The sequence below is a fragment of the Gottfriedia endophytica genome (assembly GCF_017814275.1).
In the GTDB taxonomy this organism is placed as follows: Bacteria; Bacillota; Bacilli; order Bacillales; family Bacillaceae_G; genus Gottfriedia; species Gottfriedia endophytica.
Genome location: NZ_JAGIYQ010000014.1, coordinates 1 through 25,212, shown reverse-complemented (window position 1 = coordinate 25,212; position 25,212 = coordinate 1). Strand labels below are relative to the sequence as shown.

Here is a 25,212-nt window from a genome sequence, read left to right as displayed (position 1 = left end):
GCAGTCGTTTTTTCCGTAAAAGCGAGGAGATATGGTAGTGAATCAATGGATAGGGAGCGAACTTTCTTGAGGTGACAAGGTGATTTAATAGAGCTTTTCTATTAAAAGAAGACTTTTCTTGTTATTAAAAAGATTTTTTAAAAGCAAACTGTTGATAAAAAAGTTGATTGGAACGGAAGGTGCGAGACTCCTGTGGGAGCAGCGGGACAGGTGAGACCGCGCATGCGTGCCGAGGAGGCTCACCGCCCGCCCCACGGAAAACGAGCAACCTGGACTGGAAATCAACTTAACACATTCTCAAATAACAAAAGAATTTACAAAAGAATTTACAAAAGAATTTACAAAAGAATTTACAAAAGAATTTACAAAAACAACCAAAAAGAAAGAATTTATTTGACATTTGATAACAAAATGTAACATAAATTTATCTTACTAGATAAAAAAGTAGTGTTATAATAGAAGGGCTTATGAAAAACGTCGAATAATGTTTACATATGTTATTTTTATACGATGGTATATAAATAGTTGGTTTTTTATTCGACAAAAAACTATCGAACATTACTTAAGGAGATTGTCATGATAGAGCTAAAAGATGTGTATAAGACTTATCCTAATGGTGTTCTAGCGGTAAACGGGATTAGCATTAAAATTCGTCAAGGTGAATTTGTTTATGTGGTTGGTCCGTCTGGTGCTGGGAAATCCACGTTCATTAAAATGATGTATCGTGAAGAAAAACCATCAAAAGGTGCGATTTTAATTAATGGTATGGATCTAGCAAAAATAAAAAATAGTAAAGTACCTTTATTAAGAAGAGGAATTGGAGTAGTTTTCCAAGATTATAAATTGCTTCCAACTTTAACAGTATATGAAAATATTGCCTTCGCATTAGAGGTAATTGAAGAAAATCCAAAGACTATTAAAAAACGAGTGATGGAAGTACTTGACCTCGTTAAATTAAAGCATAAAGCTCGTTTTTTACCAACTGAACTGTCAGGTGGAGAGCAACAACGTGTTTCTATTGCTCGTTCAATTGTTAACAACCCAAAAGTTGTAATTGCGGATGAGCCAACTGGTAACTTAGATCCTGATACAACTTGGGAGATTATGGAGATTTTTAAAGAAATTAATGATCGCGGAACAACGATTGTAATGGCTACACATAATAAGGACATTGTAAATAATTTAAAACGTCGTGTTATTGCAATTGAAGGCGGAAAAGTTGTACGTGACCAAGCGAGAGGGGTGTACGGCTATGAAAGCTAGAACTATGAGACGTCACGTACGTGAAGGGTTCCTTAGCTTACGTCGTAATGGATGGATGACATTTGCATCTGTCAGTGCGGTAGCTGTTACCTTAATGCTAGTAGGTGTATTTTTAGCTGTTATCATGAACGTAAGTCATATTGGAACATCACTTGAAAAAGACGTAGAAATACGTGTTTTAATTGACTTAACAGCAAATCCAAAACAGCAGCAAGAATTGAAGAAAAACCTAACAGATATGAATCATGTTACGTCAGTCAAATTTTCTTCTAAACAGCAAGAACTGAATAACTTAATTAAAAGTATGGGGAACGATGGAAAAGCGTTTAAGTTATTTGAACAACAAAATCCGTTAAATGACACATTTATTGTGAAAACTGATTCTCCTCAATCAATTTCGTCGGTTGCGAAAAAAGTTGAAAAATTACAATACGCTGACAAAGTGATATATGGAAAAGAACAAGTTCAAAAATTATTTAATGCCGTTTCAGTTGGTCGTAATGTTGGGATAGTATTAATTTTAGGATTATTGTTTACTGCAATGTTCTTAATCTCAAATACAATTAAAATTACGATTTTTGCTAGACGTCGTGAAATAGAAATTATGAGATTAGTAGGGGCAACCAATAACTTTATTCGTTGGCCATTCTTATTAGAAGGATTGACTTTAGGAGTATTGGGTGCACTGATTCCGGTAGTTGTTTTAATTGCTGGGTACAACGTTATTTATAACATGATGACGGCAAAATTAGCAGGCACGATGTTTACATTACTACCATTCTCACCATTTGTTTATCAATTATCAGCTATTTTATTCGTAATTGGTGCACTGATCGGTATGTGGGGTAGTGTCATGTCAATTCGTAAGTTTTTAAAGAAATAAACAATTAATAAAGTGAAACTTCTATTAGTGGGGGATTCATCCTCCACTGATGGTTAGTTGAATCAATCATTCTATACATAATTCTTGTCCTATCTCTATCTTGAGGTAGGGTATTACTACACGTTAAAACGGGATAAAAATGAATATAAAACAGGGGGGACTACTGATGAATCAAAAAAGAACAAGAAAGGGTTTAACTTTACTTGTATGTGGAGCTTTTTTCATCCAGACAATCCCATCCGTTTCTTTTGCTCAGAAAAACTATCAATCTGAAATCAACGATATTAAAAAGAAACGAAATGATGTCAATGCGAAAACAGAGGCTACAAAGCAAAAAGTAGAAACACTGAAGGCAGATCAGGCTAATGTTGTAGTCGAATTAGAACAGCTTGATGCAAAGACAAAACTGACAAAAGTGAAGATTGATAGTACTCAGAGTGCTGTAACTGAAACAAAAAGTCAGATCAAAACACTGAAAAAAGAAATAACCGATCTACAAAAACGAATTGGTATTCGTCAGGAGCTACTGAAAAACCGAATGCGTGCATTGCAAGACTCGGGTGGAATGGTTTCGTATATTGATGTTATACTAGGTTCTAATAGTTTTGGCGACTTAATTCAACGTATGAATACTGTTCAAATTATTATGCATGCTGATTCAGATATTATTGACCAACAAAATAATGACTTAGAATCAGTAAGTAGTAAAAAAGATGAAGTAGTATCAAAGCAAACGAAATTAGAAAATAATTTAGCTAGTTTAGAAAATTTACATTCACAGCTGAACCAACAAACAGCTGCAAAAAATAAATTAATGGCTTCGTTAAAGTCACAGCAAAAAGAAGCTGAAAGTGAAGTAATGGATCTACAGGAAAAAGATCAATTACTAGGAGCTCAGCAAAAAGCGATGCAGATGGCTTTAGTAGAAGCGAAAAAACGCGAAGCAGAAGCAAAAAGACGCGCTGAAGAAGAGCGAAAACGACAAGAAGCACAAAGACAAAATTCTAGCTCTAATTCTAATTCATCTTCAAATAGTGGATCATCGGACAACAATGTTCCGCCAGTTTCAAGTGGCATGTTCACTAGACCAGCGGCAGGTTATATTTCATCAGGATTTGGTCAACGCTCGTTTGAAGGTGGAGAGTTTCATCCAGGTGTTGATATTGCAAACTCAGGGTCAGTTCCTGTTGTAGCTGCAGCAGATGGAGTTGTCATAAGAGCATATCAATCATCAACTTATGGTAATGTTGTGTTTATTTCACATAACATAAATGGACAAGTATGGACTACAGTTTATGCTCATTTAAGAGAATATATTGTTAGTGCAGGTTCATATGTATCAAAAGGACAGCAAATTGGTTATATGGGTAACACAGGTCATTCTACTGGTCAGCATTTACATTTTGAGCTACATAAAGGTGAATGGAACTATCAAAAATCAAATGCAGTCGATCCACAAAAGTATATAAACTTTTAATTTAGTGTTCTACTTGCAAACATAAGTAATACAAGCTTATCATATAATAGAACAGAGAAAAGCATCGCACTGCTGTGTGGTGCTTTTTCACTAATAATGGATAAAATAAAAACATAGATTGTGGCACTAAATAATGAATTGATGGGAGGTTCAATATGAACCGTAAAATAACGGCATTAATTGCAACAGCAACGTTTGTAACAGGTATTGGGGTAGGAGCTTTCGGTATTGGTGAATTAGGGAACAAAGGACTTGCGCTTGTTTCAAGTGATAAAGCAGTACTAGCATCAGAGGATGGGAATATTCGGAAAATTCGTGAAGCATATGAGATTATTGCAAATAAATATGTGAAAAAAATGGATCCGAACAAGTTAACTGAAGGTGCAATTCAAGGCATGGTCTCTACACTTAATGATCCGTTTTCTTCCTATATGGATGTTAGCACCGCGAAAGAGTTTAAAGATTCTTTAGGTTCTTCATTTGAAGGAATAGGTGCAGAGGTTTCGAAGGATGGAGATCATTTAGTCATCGTTTCACCAATTAAAAATTCTCCTGCGGAAAAAGCAGGTTTACGTCCAAAGGATGAAATTTTATCAGTAGATGGTAAAAGCGTTCAAGGCTTATCACAATATGATGCAGTTTTAAAAATTCGTGGTAAAAAAGGAACGACTGTTACATTAGAAATTAAACGTCCTGGCGTACAAAATCCAATTAAATTTAACATTAAACGTGATGAAATTCCAATGTATACAGTATTTAGCTCTGTTAAAACAGTTAATAACAAAAAAATTGGATACATTCATATTACGTCTTTCAGCGAAAATACAGCAAATGAGTTCAAAAAAGAACTTGCTAAGCTTGAAGATCAACATATCCAAGGTTTAACAATTGATGTTCGTGGAAACCCAGGTGGATACTTACAGGCTGTCCAAGGCGTTTTAGGTGAGTTAGTAACAAAAGATCACCCTTACCTTCAAGTTGAAGATCGCAATGGAGAACGAGAAAAATTCTATACAAAATTAACAGCTAAGAAACCTTACCCGATCGATGTATTAATTGACAAAGGTAGCGCATCCGCAGCCGAAATTTTAGCAGCTGGCTTAAGTGAAGCACAAGGCTACAAGTTAATTGGTGAAAAATCATTCGGAAAAGGAACTGTTCAATCAACTCTTGATTTTAAAGATGGAAGTAACATTAAATTAACTCAATTCAAATGGCTAACACCAGATGGACATTGGATTCATAAAAAAGGAATTAAACCAGATGTTGCTGTCAAAGAACCTGATTACTACTATGTCACACCAGTTGATACGACAAAAACATATCAATTTGATGATAACAATCCAGATATCAAACAAGCGCAAATCATGTTAAAAGGATTAGGCTTTGATCCAGGTCGTGAGGATGGCTATTTCAACAAACAAACAGAAACAGCTGTGATGGACTTCCAAAAATCAGCAAACGTAACTGTAAATGGAAAATTAGACCGCCTAACAGACGAAAAGCTTGAAAGTAAAATCATTGAGAAAATCCGAGACGAAAAAACTGATACGCAATTACAAGAAGCACTAGATCTTGTAGCAAAATAAACAGAATAAAAAAGGAAATTGATCGTATTTGTCGAAAGCATACTGAATAGGTGTGCTTTCTTTTTTTAAATCTAGCTCATTTTTATTAGATTGTAATTTTACATAAAGCAAACAGTTGAGAAAGAAGTTGATTGGAACGGAAGGTGCGAGACTCCTGTTGGAGCAGCGGACAGCTGAGATCCCCGCAGGTGCCGAGGAGGCTCACCACCCGCCCTACGTAAAGCGAGGATCCCTACGTTCCAATTAACTATTCTTCTCAATCAAACGTTTGTTTGAAAGTTAATCCCATGTGATTAAAGACTTTTTTCATTTCAATCAAACGTTTGTTTGAATTCAAAAAGCATCATAAAATCTTTTTAAGAATTAGTTAAATTCACCTTTGAAAAATTAAAAATTCTTCGTTAACATAAAGAGTAAATAGTTGAGTTAAATAGGAGGTGATCGATTGTGTGGAATGATATTTTATCAGAATGTCTGAATGCATTCGGATTGTTTTTTTTACATCCAATGCTATATGTATTTTTACTAGTTTCATTGATAATAGGATATATTAGAGTTAAAAAAGAGCGGAAGAATTTCTCGTTTCGAATTTACAATGCTAAATATGAAATAATCACAAGCATATGGAATGGACTATTAGTAGGTGTGCTGTTTTCGATTGTGACACTTGGGATTGGCGTAATGGTTCCGGTGCAATTGCTTTATGTAATTGAACTAATCACCATTTTAGTAATGTTGACCTTGCAGGTGCAGTGGATGTCTAGTGCATACTTAGTAGGTATTTCACTCTTTCTAATAACACTTATTCCGTCTTCTAAGATGCCGAGTCAATTTCAAAATTTTATCGAACATGCAAAGGTAATTAACTTCCAATCCATTACAATTTTAGTGGGATTATTGCTCTTAATTGAAGGTATTTTAATTCAATTAAATGCTTCTAAAAAATCAAATCCATTATTAGTTGAGAGTAAACGGGGCAAAAAAATAGGAGCTCATTCCGTTAAACGTTTATGGCTAGTGCCTTTATTTTTACTGATTCCGACGGGTCCAATTACAAGCGATTTTCATTGGTGGCCAGTTTTACATATTGGACAAACTAGTTATTCAATCGTTTTAGTTCCCTTTAGCATTGGATTTTACCAGTTAATTAGAGGAAGTATTGCAAACCAAACAATAAAAATGATAGGTAGACAAGTCTGTTTATTATCAATTTTTATTATAGCTGGTGGCGTACTAAGTTTTTATAACGATATCATTGCATATGCAACATTGGCATTAGCTATTGTCGGTAGAGAACTTATAACCTATTTACAAAAAAATCGTGATGCAAATTCACCGGCTATTTTCACCTCACAAGAGCGTGGACTTGTTGTATTAGGCATTTTACCGGATTCACCAGCCGAGAAAATGGATGTTCACGTTGGTGAAACAATCACAAAAGTAAACGGCCAAATCATAAAAAGCATTACAGAGTTTTATGAAGCCCTACAAATTAACAGAGCTTATTGTAAGTTAGAAGTAATTGATCTTAATGCACAAATTCGTATTACACAAAGTGCAGTTTATGAAGGTCAACACCATGAACTAGGTTTCCTGTTTGTGGAGGACGCTAAAGAGTTGATAGGGAAGATACCTGGTTGATGTGATTTTTCATAAATAACCGAAATAATTCCATAATTAACCGAAAAAATTTTTCATAAATAACCGAAATAAATAAAAAAAGGATTGATTTAAAAAATAATTTCTTTTGAATTAATCCTTTTTTGATATAAGTGAAAGGAGGTCTTCATGTCTAAAAGATATTTAATAGTACCCCAACCCAAAACTGACGAGAGTCTTGCAGGTTATTTACAAAGACTTTCTATTGAAAATAATTATGATTCTGTAAGTTGGATATATAATGATCTTGGATTTGGATTAATAAGTAATTTAAATATATATTATCATTTTTATAAACAAAATATTTTAAAAAAATTAATTGAATTAACTGGATTAACAAAGGAATCGATATTAAAAATGACCTACTGGTATGAGCTAGGTGATATATATAATGGAGATAGTTACTTTCAAAACTATTTAAGAAAAAGATTTAGTAGGTTTAGTTCATATAATATTATTGGTGTTTGTCCAGTTTGTTTAAAAGAAGATCAATATGTAAGGAAAATATGGGAATTAAGTTTGTACAAAATATGTTACAAACATAATTGCCATTTAATTGATTCATGTCCAAATTGTTATCAACCAATTATGTTAACAAATTCAACTGAAAAATGTAAATGTGGTTTCATTTATACAACTGCAAAACCTATATTTGTAAACAAGAAAGAAAACCAGGTAGGTAAATTCCTTTATTGTTTAATCTATGAAAAAAAAGAGAACCTTTCATCAGGAAATATTTTATCTAAGTTTAATTTAAAAGTTTTTATATTTTTAATTTTATATTTCTCTTTAAAAATTGATAGTACTAAATTTCATTCGAAGCTTTCATATAATACTATTAATAAAGCATTTAAGATATTTGAAACATGGCCATATGGGTTCTATGATTTTTTAAAAACTTACAGAAAATCAAAAAAATTAAACTTTGGAGGACCTTCAGCCTTTAGTTCTGTATATATGGATATTTATAAAAAATTCAAGTATGAAGATGAGCTAAATTTTATTTTAACTTCCTTTGAGGAGTTTCTTTTATATGAAATGAATGAAGGAGTTTTATTACGTAAAACAAATCCAAAATTAATAAACAAAAATTTAAAATGGTTAAGCAAATACTCCGCGTCCAAGTATTTAGGAGTAACAATGAAAACAGTAAATCTATTAGTGGAGGAAAAAAATATAGAGACAAGAATAACATCTAACGGAAGAAAGGATGTAGTACAAATAAATTTCCAGAGACTAATAAAATTAATAGAAGCTAAATCAAATATGATTCCAGCTTATTCAGCTGCAAAACTATTAGGAATTAGTAAAAAATTGTTATTAAGTTTGGTTAAAGCTGGAATTTTAAACAAAATAAGAGAAGGAGAAAAGTCTTATTTTGATTTAAGAAAAATAGAAATGTTGCTAGATACATTTGAAAATACTTCTAAAAAGAAAAAAAGTTCAGGAAAAGATCTTACAAAATTCAGTGGTGCATGTAAAGTTGGTTTAGATAATAAACCAGGATTAATAAACATAATAACATATGTCTTGCAGAATAAATTAACGCCTATATTAATAAAAAAGAATGCAGTAGGGTTTAATAAATATGGATTTTATAAAAGTGATATATTAAATGTTCACAAACAAGAATCCAGTAAAACTAGCTATTTTTCAATATACGCTGTTTCAGAAAAACTTAATATTCCATCTTATTATATTAAATTTCTTGTTGAAAATAATTATATCGAATCGTTGATGATTAATAATAGGAAAATGATTACAGAAGAAAGTATAAAAGAATATTCTCGGAAATACATAACTTCTCTAGAACTAGCACGTAAGTTTAATATTAGTGCAACTAAAATTAAAAAAATTGTTTTAGAAAATAAAATAAATCCAATTGTTAATTTTCCAATACAAAAAGTGTTGATAAAAAGGCCTCCACCTTCTGTGTATGTAATTGATGACATTATGAGTGCATTCATATATAACTATTCTAATTTGTACAATCCTAAAAATGTATTAAAAGAAAAATAACTTTTAGACTCCTTCCAAATAATTAGATGTTTTTTTAAATAGTAATCTTTTTCCATCATTATGTAGAGGGCCAGATATAGTAGTAATACTACCAAACTTAACCTTTTTTAAAATAGTTTGAATCTTGAGGTTATACTTTAAGGAAAATTGGAAAGTAGTTACATATTTATTATAAAAAATATTAAAATTTTCAAGTGGGATATTATTACTAGTATCTAAATTTATTAAACTTTCACCAAATCGTCCAGTTTGGATCCAAAAATAAATATCCGACTTTTTCACACCTAATATAAATGTCAGATCTCTTATTGAAATGCAATTTTCCAATCCTGCCCTTCTATTTATCAAATCTTCAATATAAAAATAACAACTCTTTTTAGAAATTATTATATTACCTAATTTTTGACTTAATGATAAAATATCAATACTTTTATTCATTAAACCATGTAGTATCTCATTTGCGTGATTAACACCAACCCATTGAAAAGCTTCATTAAGAGAAATACGGTCATGTGATTCAATATGGTTAATCGGTCTTTCAAATAACTTTTTTTCTATTTCAGTTACACTGCTAGTTGGAATAATCCAATGATTGACAGATCCCATCTTAGAATGAACAGCATCTTTTATACACCCTTTACTTAATATATCAAAGGTAGCTTTTGGGCTAGTTCCCCATCTGGAACGAAGCTCTTCTTTTGACATACATTTATTAGCTAAATCATTTTTGTATTCTAATTCCTTTAGAGAACTCAATTTAATAATAATTCCGTTATGATTGTACACTCTATTGTTAATGAATTCTGAGTGTACCAATGTTTTATGTAATTGACTAAAAAGAGGGTATACCTCATCCGATCTTAAATACATATCGTCTCTAGGAAGATTGAGCTTTTCTTTATAATAGATAGTTAATGAATCAGATATTTCTTTAAGAGCAGTGGTTTTTAAACTAGGGATAATGTTTTGGATAAATGAGCTAAATTTCGTTGACTTATTTTCACTTATTTTATCTATAAAGTTAAAATATCCATTTGGCCAATTCATAAGAATATCGTAAGCAATATTGATTAAACAAACTGTTTGATCTATAGATAAAGAATTTTTTAATCTCGTTCCAGAAATTACGTTGTTAGTGAAGACCATGTTGTATTCAAAAACAGAAAGTAATCCTGGTAGTATCAATTGACTACTCCAAGTACAGAAGAATAATAATGCATCCATAAAGAGTCTACAATCTCTAATTAAATTATTTTGTATTATTATTTGATTCTGGTATATAACCGCTTCTAGTATTGTTTGAAAGTGAATAAATTTTCTATTTGCACTTACCTTAGGAGTTTTATTATTACTTAACTTCATTCCACACGTACATTTATTTAATACTATTTGTTTAGACGTTATTTTCTTTTTACATTGTTGACATTGATCAAGTAAAAAACAATAATGATTTAAACAAACTATTGAGTAACTACTCATCCAGTCTATTTTTTGATGAGGATTTTCTTTGATACAACTAGGACAAAACCTTGAGTTAATATATTGAAACCAGTGGTTTGTAGAAGGATTCTTGAAAGATAGATTCAATTGAGATAGTAGCATTTTGAAAGACATCGTATGAATGTTATTAACGCTAATATTCAAAAACTCTGCAACTTTGTTTAATTCCTCTATGTCTAACCAATTAACCTCATTTCTGTTTAATTTTGTATGGTAAACCGATTCATAGTTTTCAAATATCCAATCTAAATTTTCCATTAAGTTAATAGCTGCAGTTCTATAAAGAAAACTTGGTAAACTTTCTTTTAGAAACGGGTTTGTATAGAATAATAATGATTTTTTCATATATTTAAGTATTGGATAATTTAAGAAATTTAAACATGGGTGTGTTTATATGAAAAGAAAAATTAAAGCTAGTAAGAAAATCAGTATAAGAGGCAAGACAAAAAGTATAAAAATGAAAAGAATGATTCATTGGGAAAGTACAATTGAAAGAGATTTTATAAAGCTGTTTGATTACATAGATGACTTTGTATATATTGAAGAACAACCTATAGTAATCAACTTTTTATATAGAGGAAAACAGCGAAAATATTATCCGGATTTTCTTATAAAGACCAAAGAAGGAATTAATATAATATACGAAATTAAATACAGCAATAAATTAACTGATGAAGAAAACATCATAAAATTTCAAGTTGGTAAGAAGTACTGTGAAGAAAATAATATGCTTTATAAAGTTATAACTGAAAAGGAAATTAGAGACGGTTTTTTTATTGATAATTTAGATTTACTGATAGAGGTTAGGGGAAATTTTAAAGATATCCTTTTGCATAAAAAGATTATTGATTCGTTAGAGGAATATAAAACACTATCTATAGAAGAGCTTATATCTAGAATTAATGCCGAACACCAAAGTATCTTCGAGGCTGTATATCAATTAATATATGAAAAGCGTATAAAAACAGATTTGTATAGAAATAAATTAAGCAGTGAAAGTATCTTAAAACTTACTTAGAAATATACTTTTTGTTGGAGGGGCTTAAATGAGTGGGGTATCTTTTGTTAGTGGTTCTAAAATACTACTAAATAATACTGAATATCTAATACGTAAACCATTAAATTCTGACGATTATGAGATTCAAAATTTAGTATATAAAAATATAGAGGTTTGGAATAGAAAAGATCTACTTAAATGTTGGGAAGAAGGAAATTTATTCCTTAACATTAAAAATAATAATCAATTGAATGTTAAGGTACTAGAAGATTTTAGTGAAAAACAGGTCAATACAGCAAAAAGAAGATATGAAATTTTAAAACCAGTTATAGAAGGTGAGATTCTAGCAAGCGAAATTAAAGGATATCTTAAAAAATTAAATGGAGAAGTGGGTTTGACTCAATTCTACGATTGGAAAAAACGTTGGGAAAAATCAAATGATATAAGAAGTTTAATCTCTAATAGAAGAGGACCGCAAAATAAAAGAACAAGTGATGAAGTGATTAAAATTATAGATGAGATTATCAATGAATTATTTGGAGAAGGAGAGAAATTTACAGTTGATGATGTATATTCCGAACACCTAATAAGAATTGATGAAATAAATGAATTTCGAAGTAATAATAAATTAAAACCAGTTTCAAAGTCTACTATAAATAGAAGAAAACAAGCAATATTTGATGAATACAAAAGAAATATTATTAAATTTGGTCCTGTACAAGCAAAGTTAATTAGAGATGGATCGAAAGAAGAAGTAAATGTAAGTAGGCCTCTACAAAGGGTAGAAATTGACTGGACAATAGTAGATGTGATGTTGATTGACCCTACCGATTTAAAGCCAAAGAGACCTAATCTAGTTTATGCGTTGGACAAGTATTCAGGATATCCTTTGGGTTTTTATGTGACTTTTGGTGGAGTAGATTCAAATGCATTAAAACAATGTTTGCTGCATTCTATTATGCCTAAAACGTATTTAAAGGAACTTTATCCTGAAGTTGAGAATACTTGGGACGCATACGGAATACCTTCTTCAATCATTCTTGATAACGCAAGTGTAAATGAATCTCGAGATATAGAAGACGCTTGTCTTCAATTAGGAATTCAAGACGTGCAATTCTGTACTGTAGGGGCTGGACATCAAAAAGGTTCTGTAGAAAGGCAATTTAAAAGTTTAAATACTAAGTTTATACATACTCTGAGGGGAACTACTTTTTCTAATTTTGTTGAAAAGGGTTTATATGATTCTCAAGGTAAAGCATGTATAACATTACAAGGTTTTATATATATGACACATATTGCTATGGTTGATTTAATTGCTAATCAATATAATTCAAGATTGGGTTTTACACCAAGCGAGAAGTGGAATACTGCTTTGAAAAACACAAATCATCAATTAGTTAAGCTACCAAGAAATATATTAGAACTAAAAATCCTTTTAATGGGTGGAACATCAATTAGAAAGATTACTAACAAAGGAATTGCAATAAAGAATGAATATTTTCAATCATACGAATTAATGTTATTGAAATCACAGCTGGAAAAGGATAAGGCTAGTTTAGAAGTCCGAGTAAGATATGATCTTAGTGATATGAGAGAAATATATATATATGATTCCAACAAAAATACTTATATTAAGGCAGAACCAACAGGTTTTGTAAGAAAAAAAATAGACACTACTTACCCAGTTCCATATGAACTTTTATGTTTAGATTCAAGTAAGAAGCTAAATGAATCTAAAAAGGTTGATCCAAAATTAAGGGGAAGAGCAAAACGTAATATTAAAAGAATAGAAAAATTAGAAATGAAGAAAGTTAAAAAATTAAAGTCAGATAATATTAAGAATAAAGAAGAGCCAGTAAAGGATTTTGTCAATTTCATCTTAGATGCAAATTTAGAAGCTGATGTAAACATACCACCTAATAATGATGACATTACTATTCTAGAATCAGTAGATGAAAGAGTAGTTAAGTTAGAAAAAAATAAGATTGAAGAAGTTGAGACTGAAATAATTGAACATGAAATTGAGATAGATGAATTCGAAGATTGGGAAGTTAAATATATTAAATAGGTGAAGGAATGTTATGCAACAAAAATTTAAAAATCTTAATGGAATATCAGTTGCTTTCGATGAACTTAAACTAAGAAAAGAGCATCTAAAAAAAATCATAATAGAACATCCTAGATATAAGAGGATTTATAATCTAATAAGTGAGTGTCATTTATTGTCTGTTGGCTCAGTGGAACCAGGAACACTTTTTTTATATGGTGGTACAGGAGTAGGTAAATCAACTCTACTTAAAGAATATACACAGAATTTTCCACGTTTTGTATTAGATGGAGTTACAAATGTACCGGTTTTATTTGTTTCGGTGCCAGTAGGGGCAACTCCTAAATCAGTAGCTTCAGAATTTTTATTATCTTTAGGTGATCCTAATTATGAGAAGGGAAGTCAAACTAGCTTGGATTCAAGAGTTTTTCAATTTATTGAAAGATGTGGAGTGCAGTTGGTTATAATTGACGAATTTCAACATTTAATTGATCGCGACACAAAACATGTATTAAATCGTGCTTCTGATTGGGTAAAAGTACTGACAGAAAAAGCAAAAGTTCCTATAATACTTTGCGGTATGCCAGAATCTGAAAAGATATTTTTACATAATGAACAATTAGGAAGACGATTTTCAGTAAGAGAAGAACTTACTTCTTTTAATTATGATACAAGAGAAGATAAAAAGGATTTTAGAACATTTTTATATATTTTGGATAAGCAATTGCCATTTTCTAAACAATCAAATTTAGCAGATCCGAAATTAGCTGAAAAACTTTATTATGTAACGAATGGAGTACCTTCATATATTAAAACTATTTTGGAATTATCAACGGTTCATGCTTTGAAAAATGGACAAGATTATATAGATGAAGGAAACTTATATGAGGCATTCATTTCTATGAAGGTCTCAAAAAGGCCGAACATGGTTAACCCATTTTGTGATAAAAAGTTTAATTTATATCAAGCAGTAGAAAATGAGGGAAGAAAATAATACAAATCATAAAAGTAAACTCATTTTAATTAAAATGGAATAGTGAAAAATGTCATTTGGGACTTTTTTTAAAAACATTTAACAATCTGTTTTTGTAAGAATTGGTATTTTAATCTATATAAATAGAGCCTTGTATAAAAGAGCCAGTTCAATTCATGAGCTGGTTCTTTTGGATTTCTTAACCATGTTTAGATATTCAGAAGTGAAATTAATTATTATTTGCTCAAAAAAGTTAAAGGAGTAGTTTTAAAATAAAGTTTGATCAAAATGGATTTTACCTTTTAAAGTGATCTTAGAATATTTACAATAAATTTTTACCATTTTACATCATATCTTTCTAGTAAAAGATTGACAGTTCCTATCGGAACTGAAAGGTTTTATCGAAGAATCAAATGATACGGCAACGCCTTCCAATCCCACGAAATTTCAAAATAACTCATAATATAAGTCTTTGTATTATATACATAAAATGGTAAAGTTAATTTATCTTAATAATCTATTTTTTCAGATAAATTAAGTGGAAGGAGGGAGGAATGGAAGAGATTCAATGGCTGGTGCGTTATATGGGCTACCAACAACATTTTGAAGTAAAACACACGCTAAGACAATTTTTGGAATTTTAAAGACGGATTTTGTACTTTAAGTAGTTTTCCTAAATTTATTTTTTAAAAACATAGTGGGAAATAGTTTTAGGGAAGAATTTTGGGAATCAGAAAACGAAGATTAAATTCCAAATGCTCTATCTGGTAAAGAATAACTTTCAACTACTAGAACAAGGATTTCTTGGGATGGATACAGTTCTTAGCGGCATTCATGGAATGCTAAAAAAATCGAAGGAGAAAATTATCTATGAAAAAATTTTTTGGTCTTTTTTTTATTTCAATTTTAGTATTATGTGTCAATCTTCAGATCGCTAGTGCCGCCGCGACACCAACGCCAACATTTCGTTACAATTTAACTTGGGATATTCGGAATATATATTATTACACTGATAGTGCTGCCCAAAGCAACTATGGTACTCCAATTAGTAATGCCTCTCACAATTGGTGCTATACTGGCTACGGTAATTCCCTTTATCCGGCGACTAGAACTACCAATCAAAGTAATGCTGCAATTGACTTCCACACTTATTCTAAAGCAGATGGAAATAACGCAAAAACTGAGTTGCGTATTTTTGGGTCGACAACACCACAAATCGCTAATGATAACGATTGGGATTGGGGGAGGATTATGATAAATGATTACGAAATAGGTAATGATTCATCTTATATTCAAGGGGTTGTAGCCCACGAAATGGGACATGTTTTTGGTTTAGACCATAATGATACAAACCCAAACAGCATCATGTGTTCAGCGTGGGCTGGAAGGGCAGTTAATACTGTTCAAAAAGTTGATAACGATGCCTTTAATCTTAAACATCCATGAAAAGGAGGATGACAAAATGAAAAAAAATACTTGGAAATATGGCGGTGCTATTTTCGCCATTCTATTGACATTTGTCTTTGTTTGGAATTTCAATAATACTGTTTCTAAAGAAACTGTTATTTCTGTTAAGGCTAAAAGTTTGAAAAAAGATATTAAAAATGAAACGAAAAGCGGAACAACAAAAGGTATGAAAACAGCATTTACAATTGTTTCCCATGCGGACTATACCAAAGATGCGGCCTCCGTTTACACAATGTACCAAAAAGCGCAAGTTGTTTTAGTAGGGAAATTTGAGAAAGAAAATAAATCTTTTGTAGACAATGGTTTTATTGAAACCGAGTCACACATGAAAATAACTAAAGTATTAAAGGGAACTCTGGCAGATTCAGAAATGAAGAATGGGATAGATATAGTTTCTTATGGAGGCGAAGTGACTCTGGATACTTATCTTAATAACACAACTCAAGAACCTGAGAAAGTTGAAAGCAATGGTGTTGTTCATAAACCAAAACAATATTCTAAACAAGAGCGTGAATCTGAAAAGGTTGTTTCTATACCTGAACAACAAGCTAATAAAGATAAAGATAAAAACTCGGAAGTCATGGTTTTCTTATCTCGCAATCCTGCTCCAAATAATTATTTTGTGATAGCAGATGCATTTGGATATAGAAAAATCAACAATAAAGGAGAGGTATTCAATCCTATTACAAACTCTTATGAAAATGTAGATTTTTATTCAAAGAACTAACGAAAATGAAACAGGAATAGGAGATAAAAAGTTTTAAGCCAATGTAATTCGCAAGGACTGCCTTTCCAAAGAATTTAAATAAAATTCCTACAGGTACTAGTGGAGTATTGCCAAGGTCAGAATGGATTATTTATCAATCATTAAGAAACTATGGTTTTGCAAGAATGCCTACTTTTGGTGATTATATATTAGTAAAATACAAACAAGGGGATACTTCTCCAACTATATCCATATTTATGGGATGAATTTAAAATTTTTCTAAGTGATTAGATCATGGGACTGCACTCTTATTGTTAGACTTGCCTAACAGTAGGAGTGTAGTTTTATTTTTATTCTCTAAAAAAGAACCACGGTTCAGATTATATATTTATGAGGACTATCTTGAGAAAGTTTGTGATATCTAATTTTTTTAATAATATATGGTTAAAAAATTATTTAATATTGTTAAATAATTTTTAGATTTGACGATGTAGAAATGGGAGATATGCGTATAAGGCATTTCTAGAAAAAAACGTAATGAGTTTGGAAGGAGAATATTTATTGATAGAAAAATTAGATAAAATGTTTACTTTTAGTTATTTGTGTCTGTTTATTGTTATTCTAAGTTTTATTTATTCTTTTAAAAATATAATTGCTAGTAGTGTATTAATTATTCTATTAGTCTTGTTTTTAGTTTTTTTAAGTAGACATGGATATTTAATTTATAGGGACTTTAAAAAGCAAAATAAAAATGAGCTTTATATAAATTCCTATAAAAATAAATTGAGATTAAACCGTAAAAATTTAAAAAAATTACTTTTATTAGGTATTAGTATATTTATTATAGCTATATATACCTTATTAATATATTTTTATTTTCAAAAAGAAACTATTACAAATCAACTAAATTTTATATCAATGATTTTTATGATTTGTTTATATGTATGGTTAATTTTATATTTAATCAATACAGATTTAAGTATCTCTCTTATACTTTTTTTAACAACTATCTATGCATTGTTAATATTTACTTTTGGTTTATCATTTGTTTTTATATATATTTTAACCTTTTTACATTCATTTATAGATGGAAGTTACACATTCAATTATGATGTAGTAATGAAAAATTGGGGGAATATTGTATCAGATTATATAATTATTTTGTTATATATATCTAAATTTAAAAATATATTTTTTACAAGTTTGTTTTCTACAATACTCCTTCAAGTGTTAGTTATATTTTGTGTTCCTATTTATAAATTTCAAAAAAATAAAAATTCATTTACGGTTATAAATTATTTTTTTAACGGATTAATATTAGTGTTAATTTTTGTGAAATCCGATCTATCTGAATATATTTATAATTTTTTGTACACGTTTAATGAAACAAGGCTATTAGATTTACTTAGGGAGACGCATATTGACAAAAATAATTTTGAAGTTCTATTTGAAAAATTAATTAACTTTACACTTCTTCCATATATTATAGGAACCTTTATAGGACTGTTAGTAATTCAATCTAAAGAAGAGAAGAATATAAAAAAGGCTAATCAAATTTTAAAAGAAATAATGGAAAATGACTTTAAAGAAAACATTTTGAAAGAAAAAATTCTCGATGCAATTTTTTATGGAGGTAGTCAGTTTGAAATAATATTCAGGTCAAACGAGAAGTTTTCAAAATTTATAAATGAATTAGAAGAACCTACTATAAATTTCTCTTTAAAAGGTAAGTTATTAAATTTTAAAATTAGCATATTAAATATATTGAAAAATATAAACAGTAAGATATTAATGTTTAAGGAAAGTAACAGAGTGATTAGTAAGTTTTTATCTACCCATTTTAAAGAGTTAAGAGTAAAAATATTATTTAAATTAATTACGCTATTAGTAATTAATTATCTATTAATAAATATTGGAAATTTATTTGGTAATCAAAATGAAAACATAGTAGTAAATTTTTATAGAGCAATAGAATATTTTTTCATCTTACTATTTTTCATAACATTGATTTTCTTTTATTGGTTGTTTATTTCATTTATTCAAAAAGAAAAGACTAATAAAAGGTGGGGGGGAATATTACAATTAATAATACTTCTTATTATAACTAAACCATTAATTATATATTTTTTATTAAATTTAATATCAATATTCCCTACAATTAAATTTAAATAGAATTCGAAACGACGGTTTGAATTAAATTTAAACTAGGTTAGTTGGAGTTTATAATGTGCTGTGAATAATTTTATGTATATTGACTGGTTATTATAATATCAAAAAACGAAATTTCTTAGTTTGCTTCATTTTTAAAAGAGGAGTCCTAGGTGTAAATGGAAAATTTACCAACTCAATAGCAACACGATATGTACTAGACAATTAACTGGAAATAAAGTTGAATGGTAAAGCTGATAGCCCCTCCAATTGGTAGGGCTATTTTTCGTTAATCTATTGTCTAATTCTCGATCAATCTTATCTTATATTAAACCCGCAAACTTATTATTATGAATTTTAAGGTTCTAACTTGTAAGGACAATAATAATAACAAGTATTAATGTTATGTTAATAAAAAACTTTATTTAAAAATAATAAAATTTTAAATATTTTATTGAAAAAAATTAATATAAATTTTAAAATTGATAAGAATGTTCTAATTTTTATGAAAGGAGATTCTTTGAGAATAAGGGGAGAATAAGACTTATACATTATCTATTAAGGTAAGATTTTTCAAACACCAAGGGGATGACACAAAAATGAAGAAGAAATTATTTAAGTATTTTTTTCTTAGGCTTTTATTATTAGTTTTTCTTTTCAGTTCACTACCTTTAAACGGCTTTGCAGCAGAGGAAATTAAAACAAATGATGCTGATGCAAAAGATTTGAAGGTAAACCCAGTTCAACCTGAGCCACTTAAGGCTGGTGAATTAGTAGACCAGCGTACTGAAAACACAAAAGTATTTTACAATGGTAATGGTAAATATACGAAGAAAATATATTTTGAACCAGTTAATATTAAAAAACCTGGTGATAAACAGTTTGAAGAAATATCTCCTGATCTAACACAGGATGATAGCAATTCAAATATTGTGACTACCGAAAACACTGCGATTGATACGAATTTCCTCAAAACTATGTCAAATGGCGAATATGCTAATTTCTCATATAAAGGTCATTCTATTTCATTATCAATCTTGCAAGCATCAGGAGAAGATAAACCAGCAATTGACGCAAGTGATGTAGAAGCTAATTATATTGAGAATACAAATAAAATTGTCCACAAAGACGTTTTTCCTCAAATAGATTTACAAAACTACACATTTAATCAAAATACAAAAGAAGACTTAGTTCTTCATCAATACAATGGTTATCATATTTTTAAATTTAAAATTAAAACAGAGTTAGAAGCTACAACTGATAAAGAAGGTAATATTCAATTACTTGATTCAGATGGAAAAAAAATATTTGAATTACCAAAACCATTTATGTCAGATTCAAATATTGATGAGCATTCTGGTGATGCGGTAACTTCGAATGATGTTACATATGATATTGAAAAAACAGATGATGGTTATAATTTAACATTAAACGCAGATCCAAAATGGCTTTCGAGTCCAGATCGTGTATTTCCAATCTATATTGATCCTACTACATCGGTAACTGATTCAAGCGATACCTTTGTTATGAGTGCATATCCTACAACGAACTATTCTAGTACTTCATCAAAATGGGATGCTGGACTAGGACAATACATATTAAAGATAGGAAACTATGATAGTACAACTGGTACTTGTTATGCATTATTAAATCAGCCATTACCTAATATTGAAGGTTTAACAGTTACAAGTGCAACTTTTAATGCTTATGTAACACATACATACGATTCAAGTTCAACAGGAATTTGGTTAGACCGCATTACAGGACCTTGGACAAACTCTTCGGTAACATGGAACACAAAACCAAACTCGACTAACATTGCAAATGCTACTGTAACAAAAAATCAGTGGGCAAGTTTTGATGTGAAAAGTACTGTTCAGGGATGGCAATCAGGAACGTTACCTAATTATGGTTTTAAATTACATGAGAACGGAAATGGGCAAACGTATTGGAAGAAAATTGTATCTACTTCTAATTCAGATAATAATCCATATCTAGCAATCAATTACACAATTCCTACTCCACCTACACCTACAGGCCAAGCATATTCCTATGGTGATGGAACAGGTACAGGTTATGTGGATTTAAAATGGAATGCTATTCCAGGAGCAACTTCATATAAAGTATGGATATATAATGGAAGTAGTTATGAAGCTTTTCCAGTTGGATCAGCAACTAGCTTTTCTACTAAAGGTAAAAACATATGGCCATCTGCTAATGATATAGCAAGCGGAAAGTATGCTTTACATCATGTGAGTACTGATGGTGGGACAGAACTTCCTATTGACCCATCATCCTTGTATAAAAATAATGGTAATAATTATCCAAATAATAAAAACTTCTGGTTTAGAATTTCGGCAACTTATCCATTAGGTGACAGTACAACTTCTGGGCCATTTACACCAACTATTCCAAATTTGAATAAGCCAGCTGCACCTACAGGTACAAGTTATACTTATGGAAACGGGACAGGTTATATTAACTTTAATTGGAAAGCAGTAACAGGAGCAACGAGTTATAAAATTTGGTTATTTAATGGACATGAATACGAATCTTTAGATGTAGGGCCTGCGACTTCTTGGACTACAAAAGGGAAGAAATATTGGCCTACGGATCAAGAGATTAAAGCGGGTAAATATAACTTACATTTAGCTGATAATAAAGGAGCAGAATTACCAGTAGACCCTTCTTCTACATACGCAAATGCAGGAACTACATATGCTAGTAAAAAGAATTATTATATAAGAGTAAGTGCTATTAATAATAATGGAGAAACGGTTTATTCAGATTATTTCGTTCCAACTATTTCTACATTACCAGCTCCATCAGAACCAAATGGACGTGCATATACAAATATGGAAGAAAGTAATTCTGGTTATGTTAATCTGCAATGGGATAAGATAACTGGAGCAACGGGTTATAAAGTTAATATTTTTAACGGAGTAGACTATGAGTCATATGATGTTGGTGATGTAGATAACTGGACAACCCAAGATAAAGGTATTTGGCCAAAACCAGAAGCTATAGCTTCAGGAAGAAATACTCTTTATCATCCACAAGATAAAACAAGTACTAATTACGGTGGAACAGAACTCCCTTTGGATCCATCAAAATTTTACGCAAATAACGGAACAAAATACGCAGCTAATCCAAATTACTATTTCCGAATAAGTGCATATGATAAGCAAGGAGAAACAGATGTTTATTCTTCGCTGCCATTTAAAACAACATTGGAACAACCAGTTCCATTTTTAGGAAAAGAAGATTATTGGTCGTTTTTAGATGTGCCTGGAGGAAGTGTTAACGTTGCGACCGGTAACTTTGTTGCTTCAGAAAATGATGTTTCAATAAATGGAAATGGACCAGGAATATCAATAACAAGAACGTATAACAGTCAATCTAAAGATACAGGAGTTTTTGGTTTTGGCTGGCATAGTAACTTAGATATGTCTGTGAAATTAAATGGAAATAACGCCCAATATGTAGATGAAGACGGAACTTTATTGACATTTACTAAAAATGGAATGGAATACGAGGCACCAACAGGGGTATATTTAACCTTAAAAGATAATGGTACAAATTTCACTATAGAAGATAAAAGCCAAAATATTATTACGTTCGACAAGTCAAGTGGTATGACAAATGGCAAAGTTCTTAAAATAGAAGATGGTCATAATAACGCTACAACATTTAACTATGATAAAACCAAGGGGATTTTACTTTCAATAACTGATTCGTCTGGACGAAATGTAGATATCAATTATAATGGTGATGGATTAATTCAATCTATTATCCAGCCATCCGACCGTCAAATTCAATATGAGTATGATAATGATAAATTAGTAAAAGTTACAGGAACAAAAGGTGAGATAACTAAGTACGATTATAATGACGATGGACTATTAACAAAAATTCATTCACCAAATGAAACAGACAATCATCAAATTTCAAATGAAATTATCTATAATAATGGCAAAGTAAATAGTGTAAAAGATGCATTAGGACAGGCTTATAAGCTGGATTATGATACTGCTAATCAAAATCTTACGGTTACTTATCCAGACAGTAAAAAAGATCAATATTGGTATAACCAAGATGCAAATCCATCTAAAGTTATTCAAGACGTTGGTGGATTAAATATAACAAGCATTACCGAATATCAGGGGAATAATTTAAAAACATCCTATGATCCTAATGATTTAGATGGTCCTTCACCAACTCCAACTGAGTATAACGATTATTATGCTAATGGGAACCTTAAAAACTCAACTTCTCATTATGGAACTGAGTCTTATGAATATAATAGTAATAATGATGTAACTTCTTATAAAGATACGGAAGGTAAAACATCTAAGACAACTTATGACAATCAAGACCCGGTTTCAGATATCGATAAAAGTAATGCAACTGCAGGATTTTCCAAATTTGATCAGTATGGAAATACTATTGAATCAAGTACGGATTTAAGTGCAGCATCAAATTTACTTGTAAATAGTAGTTTTGAAAATGGGACAAATGGTTGGTCAGTTGTAAAATCAAATGATTCAGGGGCAATGAATATTGATTCAACTGGTGCAGGAAATTTAGCAGGAGATAAATCAATTAAGTTATCAACTATATCAACATCTACAAATCCAAATCAGCTGGGTTATGTCTATGCTTATCAAAATGTTGATAATGTGATGGGAGATACCAATTATACTATTAGTAGTAATATAAAGACCAATTTAAATGAAGCTCAGGCATTTTATAATTTTTATTTTTATAACGCTAGTGGAACAAAAATTGGTTCAAGTGATGGTCGTTCAGTTCAATTAAAAAGAAATCAAGGGTGGACTAATAGACAATTTACTTTTAAAACACCGGCTGGTACTACTAGAATTGGAGTGTTCTTAGAAGTAGATCATTATACTTCAACAGCAAGTGGTGACGCTTGGTTTGATAATGTACAATTAGAAAAATCTGAAGTGAAGTCCCAATATAACCCTATAGAAAACGGGGGATTTGAAAATGGACTTTCTTCTTGGACAGGAACAAATGGTCAAAACGATACTGATTCATTTGATGGGAATAGTTCTTTAAAAATTAACCGTACAAGTTCAACTCAAGCAACGAGTGAATATAAACAAACTATTAATATTGGTCAAAATTCGTCTGATAACGCATTTGATTTTACATTAACTGGTATGTCCAAGTCTGATAGTATAAAGGCAAACGGAATAGAAGACTCGACTAAATATGGATTAAAGGCTGTAGTTTATTATACTGATGGTACAACTCAACCTGAGTATGTAACATTTTTAAGTGGTACAAATGATTGGAATCGAGGTTATAAGTACTTTAAAGCTACTAAGCCAATAAGTAAAATCGATATTTCTACAGTTTTTGGTGGGAACTATACTGGTACAGCATGGTTTGATGGTATTCGTTTATTAGAGGGAAATATCATAACAAGCACATCTTATGATGCGAATGGTTATACAAAAGATGTTCAAGATCTTGCTGGTTCAAAACAAACGTTTATTAATGATAACTTTGGAAATAAAAAATCGGAAACTGATGCTAAGGGGATTACTAAATCATATGAATATGATAATGGTAATCTACTAAATAAAGTTATATTAGACAATGGTACAACAATTAATTACCAATATGACCTATCTGGTCTAATGAAAAATAAATCAATTATTACTAATGATAAAAAAACTCAATCATATGATTATGAATATGATGATAATGGTAACCAGATTAAAACTACTGGTCCATTAAAAGACGTAACAAGTAATAAATATGATGCAAATGGTAAGTTGCAAGAAACGACACTACCATCAGGTACAGTGGTCTCATACACATATGATGGGACTGGACGAACAAAAACAATTTCTTATAATAATGAAGTTTATTTTGAATATGAATATGATAAAAATGGAAATATCACTTCTGTTCAAAATATTAAAGCAGGTACAACTAAAACGAAAGAATATCCTGATAAAAAAAATCGATTAAGAACACAAAAAGAGGGTAAATCGACTATAAATTGGAATTACCCCGCTGATTCTGATAAACTATCAGAAACAAATTTCACCCATGGTAATCAAACAGATTCAACAAGCTATACGTATAATGGGTTAGATCAAAATACAATTGTCACAAATAACAACAAAAATTACTTATTTCATTACGATGAACTTGGTAATATACAAACCTATTTATCTGGAAATAACACAAGTACAACGTATACGTATAACAACCAAAATTTCATTAATTCATTAAAAGTTCTATCAAATGATGGTACAAGTTTACTTGACGAAACATATCAGTATGATAAAAATGGAAATCGAACAGAAATTGATTATCCAAACAAACAAAACATAACTTATACTTATGATTCGTTAAACCAACTAGAATCGGAAACCCAACTTGATGGTACAAAGAAAGAATACCGATATGATGGGTTTGGAAATCGTACAAATGTAATTGTTAC

The 25,212-nt window shown here is 30.4% G+C and carries 14 protein-coding genes; 13 read left to right on the top strand and 1 reads right to left on the bottom strand.

The genetic code is table 11. From position 1 onward, the window contains the following. The first annotated feature begins 576 nt into the window (after positions 1 to 576). The 6 genes from ftsE (at position 577) to J5Y03_RS16265 (ending at position 8,890) form a co-directional block, all read left to right on the top strand. On the top strand, positions 577 to 1,263 hold the full coding sequence (gene ftsE / locus J5Y03_RS16290; protein ID WP_209407062.1) for a cell division ATP-binding protein FtsE: 687 nt from the start codon (positions 577 to 579) through the stop codon (positions 1,261 to 1,263). After that, a complete protein-coding gene (gene ftsX / locus J5Y03_RS16285) occupies positions 1,253 to 2,146 on the top strand; it encodes a permease-like cell division protein FtsX (RefSeq protein ID WP_209407061.1) in 894 nt (297 codons plus the stop codon). Before ftsE ends, ftsX begins: the two co-directional genes overlap by 11 nt. A gap of 166 nt (positions 2,147 to 2,312) precedes the next feature. Beyond that, complete coding sequence (locus tag J5Y03_RS16280) at positions 2,313 to 3,623, top strand: murein hydrolase activator EnvC family protein (protein WP_209407060.1); 1,311 nt, start codon at positions 2,313 to 2,315, stop codon at positions 3,621 to 3,623. 155 nt (positions 3,624 to 3,778) lie between these two features. Continuing rightward, entirely contained in the window at positions 3,779 to 5,212 is a 1,434-nt protein-coding gene (locus J5Y03_RS16275) for a S41 family peptidase (RefSeq protein WP_209407059.1), read from the top strand. Positions 5,213 to 5,659: 447 nt separating this feature from the next. After that, the gene (locus J5Y03_RS20130) at positions 5,660 to 6,853 is read left to right on the top strand and encodes a PDZ domain-containing protein (protein ID WP_209407058.1); all 1,194 of its coding nucleotides are present in this window, start codon (positions 5,660 to 5,662) and stop codon (positions 6,851 to 6,853) included. Between the two features lie 147 nt (positions 6,854 to 7,000). Further along, the gene (locus J5Y03_RS16265) at positions 7,001 to 8,890 is read left to right on the top strand and encodes a TniQ family protein (RefSeq protein WP_209407057.1); all 1,890 of its coding nucleotides are present in this window, start codon (positions 7,001 to 7,003) and stop codon (positions 8,888 to 8,890) included. A 3-nt stretch (positions 8,891 to 8,893) separates the two neighbouring features. On the opposite strand, the gene J5Y03_RS16260 is transcribed toward J5Y03_RS16265, so the two are convergent. Then, entirely contained in the window at positions 8,894 to 10,735 is a 1,842-nt protein-coding gene (locus J5Y03_RS16260; RefSeq protein WP_209407056.1) for a TniQ family protein, read from the bottom strand. 49 nt (positions 10,736 to 10,784) lie between these two features. Between J5Y03_RS16260 and J5Y03_RS16255 the strand changes: the two genes are divergently transcribed. From J5Y03_RS16255 to J5Y03_RS16225, 7 genes are all read left to right on the top strand, one after another. Continuing rightward, a complete protein-coding gene (locus J5Y03_RS16255; RefSeq protein ID WP_209407055.1) occupies positions 10,785 to 11,408 on the top strand; it encodes a TnsA endonuclease N-terminal domain-containing protein in 624 nt (207 codons plus the stop codon). Between the two features lie 28 nt (positions 11,409 to 11,436). Next, the gene (locus J5Y03_RS16250; protein ID WP_209407054.1) at positions 11,437 to 13,455 is read left to right on the top strand and encodes a Mu transposase C-terminal domain-containing protein; all 2,019 of its coding nucleotides are present in this window, start codon (positions 11,437 to 11,439) and stop codon (positions 13,453 to 13,455) included. A gap of 13 nt (positions 13,456 to 13,468) precedes the next feature. After that, entirely contained in the window at positions 13,469 to 14,428 is a 960-nt protein-coding gene (locus J5Y03_RS16245) for an ATP-binding protein (protein ID WP_209407053.1), read from the top strand. Positions 14,429 to 15,277: 849 nt separating this feature from the next. Further along, entirely contained in the window at positions 15,278 to 15,853 is a 576-nt protein-coding gene (locus J5Y03_RS16240) for a matrixin family metalloprotease (RefSeq protein WP_209407052.1), read from the top strand. A 16-nt stretch (positions 15,854 to 15,869) separates the two neighbouring features. Continuing rightward, positions 15,870 to 16,601 (top strand): hypothetical protein, encoded by a 732-nt coding sequence (locus J5Y03_RS16235; protein WP_209407051.1) that lies wholly within the window; start codon positions 15,870 to 15,872, stop codon positions 16,599 to 16,601. Positions 16,602 to 17,141: 540 nt separating this feature from the next. After that, positions 17,142 to 18,752 (top strand): hypothetical protein, encoded by a 1,611-nt coding sequence (locus J5Y03_RS16230; protein ID WP_209407050.1) that lies wholly within the window; start codon positions 17,142 to 17,144, stop codon positions 18,750 to 18,752. A 575-nt stretch (positions 18,753 to 19,327) separates the two neighbouring features. Further along, on the top strand, positions 19,328 to 25,212 hold a 5,885-nt coding region (locus tag J5Y03_RS16225), incomplete at its 3' end, for a DNRLRE domain-containing protein (protein WP_209407049.1).

What these genes read in the sequence shown, in the direction of transcription:
- J5Y03_RS16240 (WP_209407052.1), top strand. Translation starts at nt 15,278, where the DNA reads ATGAAAAAATTTTTTGGTCTTTTTTTTATTTCAATTTTAGTATTATGT.
- J5Y03_RS16245 (WP_209407053.1), top strand. Translation starts at nt 13,469, where the DNA reads ATGCAACAAAAATTTAAAAATCTTAATGGAATATCAGTTGCTTTCGAT.
- J5Y03_RS16265 (WP_209407057.1), top strand. Translation starts at nt 7,001, where the DNA reads ATGTCTAAAAGATATTTAATAGTACCCCAACCCAAAACTGACGAGAGT.
- J5Y03_RS16260 (WP_209407056.1), bottom strand. Translation starts at nt 10,735, where the DNA reads ATGAAAAAATCATTATTATTCTATACAAACCCGTTTCTAAAAGAAAGT.
- J5Y03_RS16235 (WP_209407051.1), top strand. Translation starts at nt 15,870, where the DNA reads ATGAAAAAAAATACTTGGAAATATGGCGGTGCTATTTTCGCCATTCTA.
- J5Y03_RS16250 (WP_209407054.1), top strand. Translation starts at nt 11,437, where the DNA reads ATGAGTGGGGTATCTTTTGTTAGTGGTTCTAAAATACTACTAAATAAT.
- J5Y03_RS16255 (WP_209407055.1), top strand. Translation starts at nt 10,785, where the DNA reads ATGAAAAGAAAAATTAAAGCTAGTAAGAAAATCAGTATAAGAGGCAAG.
- ftsE (WP_209407062.1), top strand. Translation starts at nt 577, where the DNA reads ATGATAGAGCTAAAAGATGTGTATAAGACTTATCCTAATGGTGTTCTA.
- J5Y03_RS16275 (WP_209407059.1), top strand. Translation starts at nt 3,779, where the DNA reads ATGAACCGTAAAATAACGGCATTAATTGCAACAGCAACGTTTGTAACA.
- ftsX (WP_209407061.1), top strand. Translation starts at nt 1,253, where the DNA reads ATGAAAGCTAGAACTATGAGACGTCACGTACGTGAAGGGTTCCTTAGC.
- J5Y03_RS16280 (WP_209407060.1), top strand. Translation starts at nt 2,313, where the DNA reads ATGAATCAAAAAAGAACAAGAAAGGGTTTAACTTTACTTGTATGTGGA.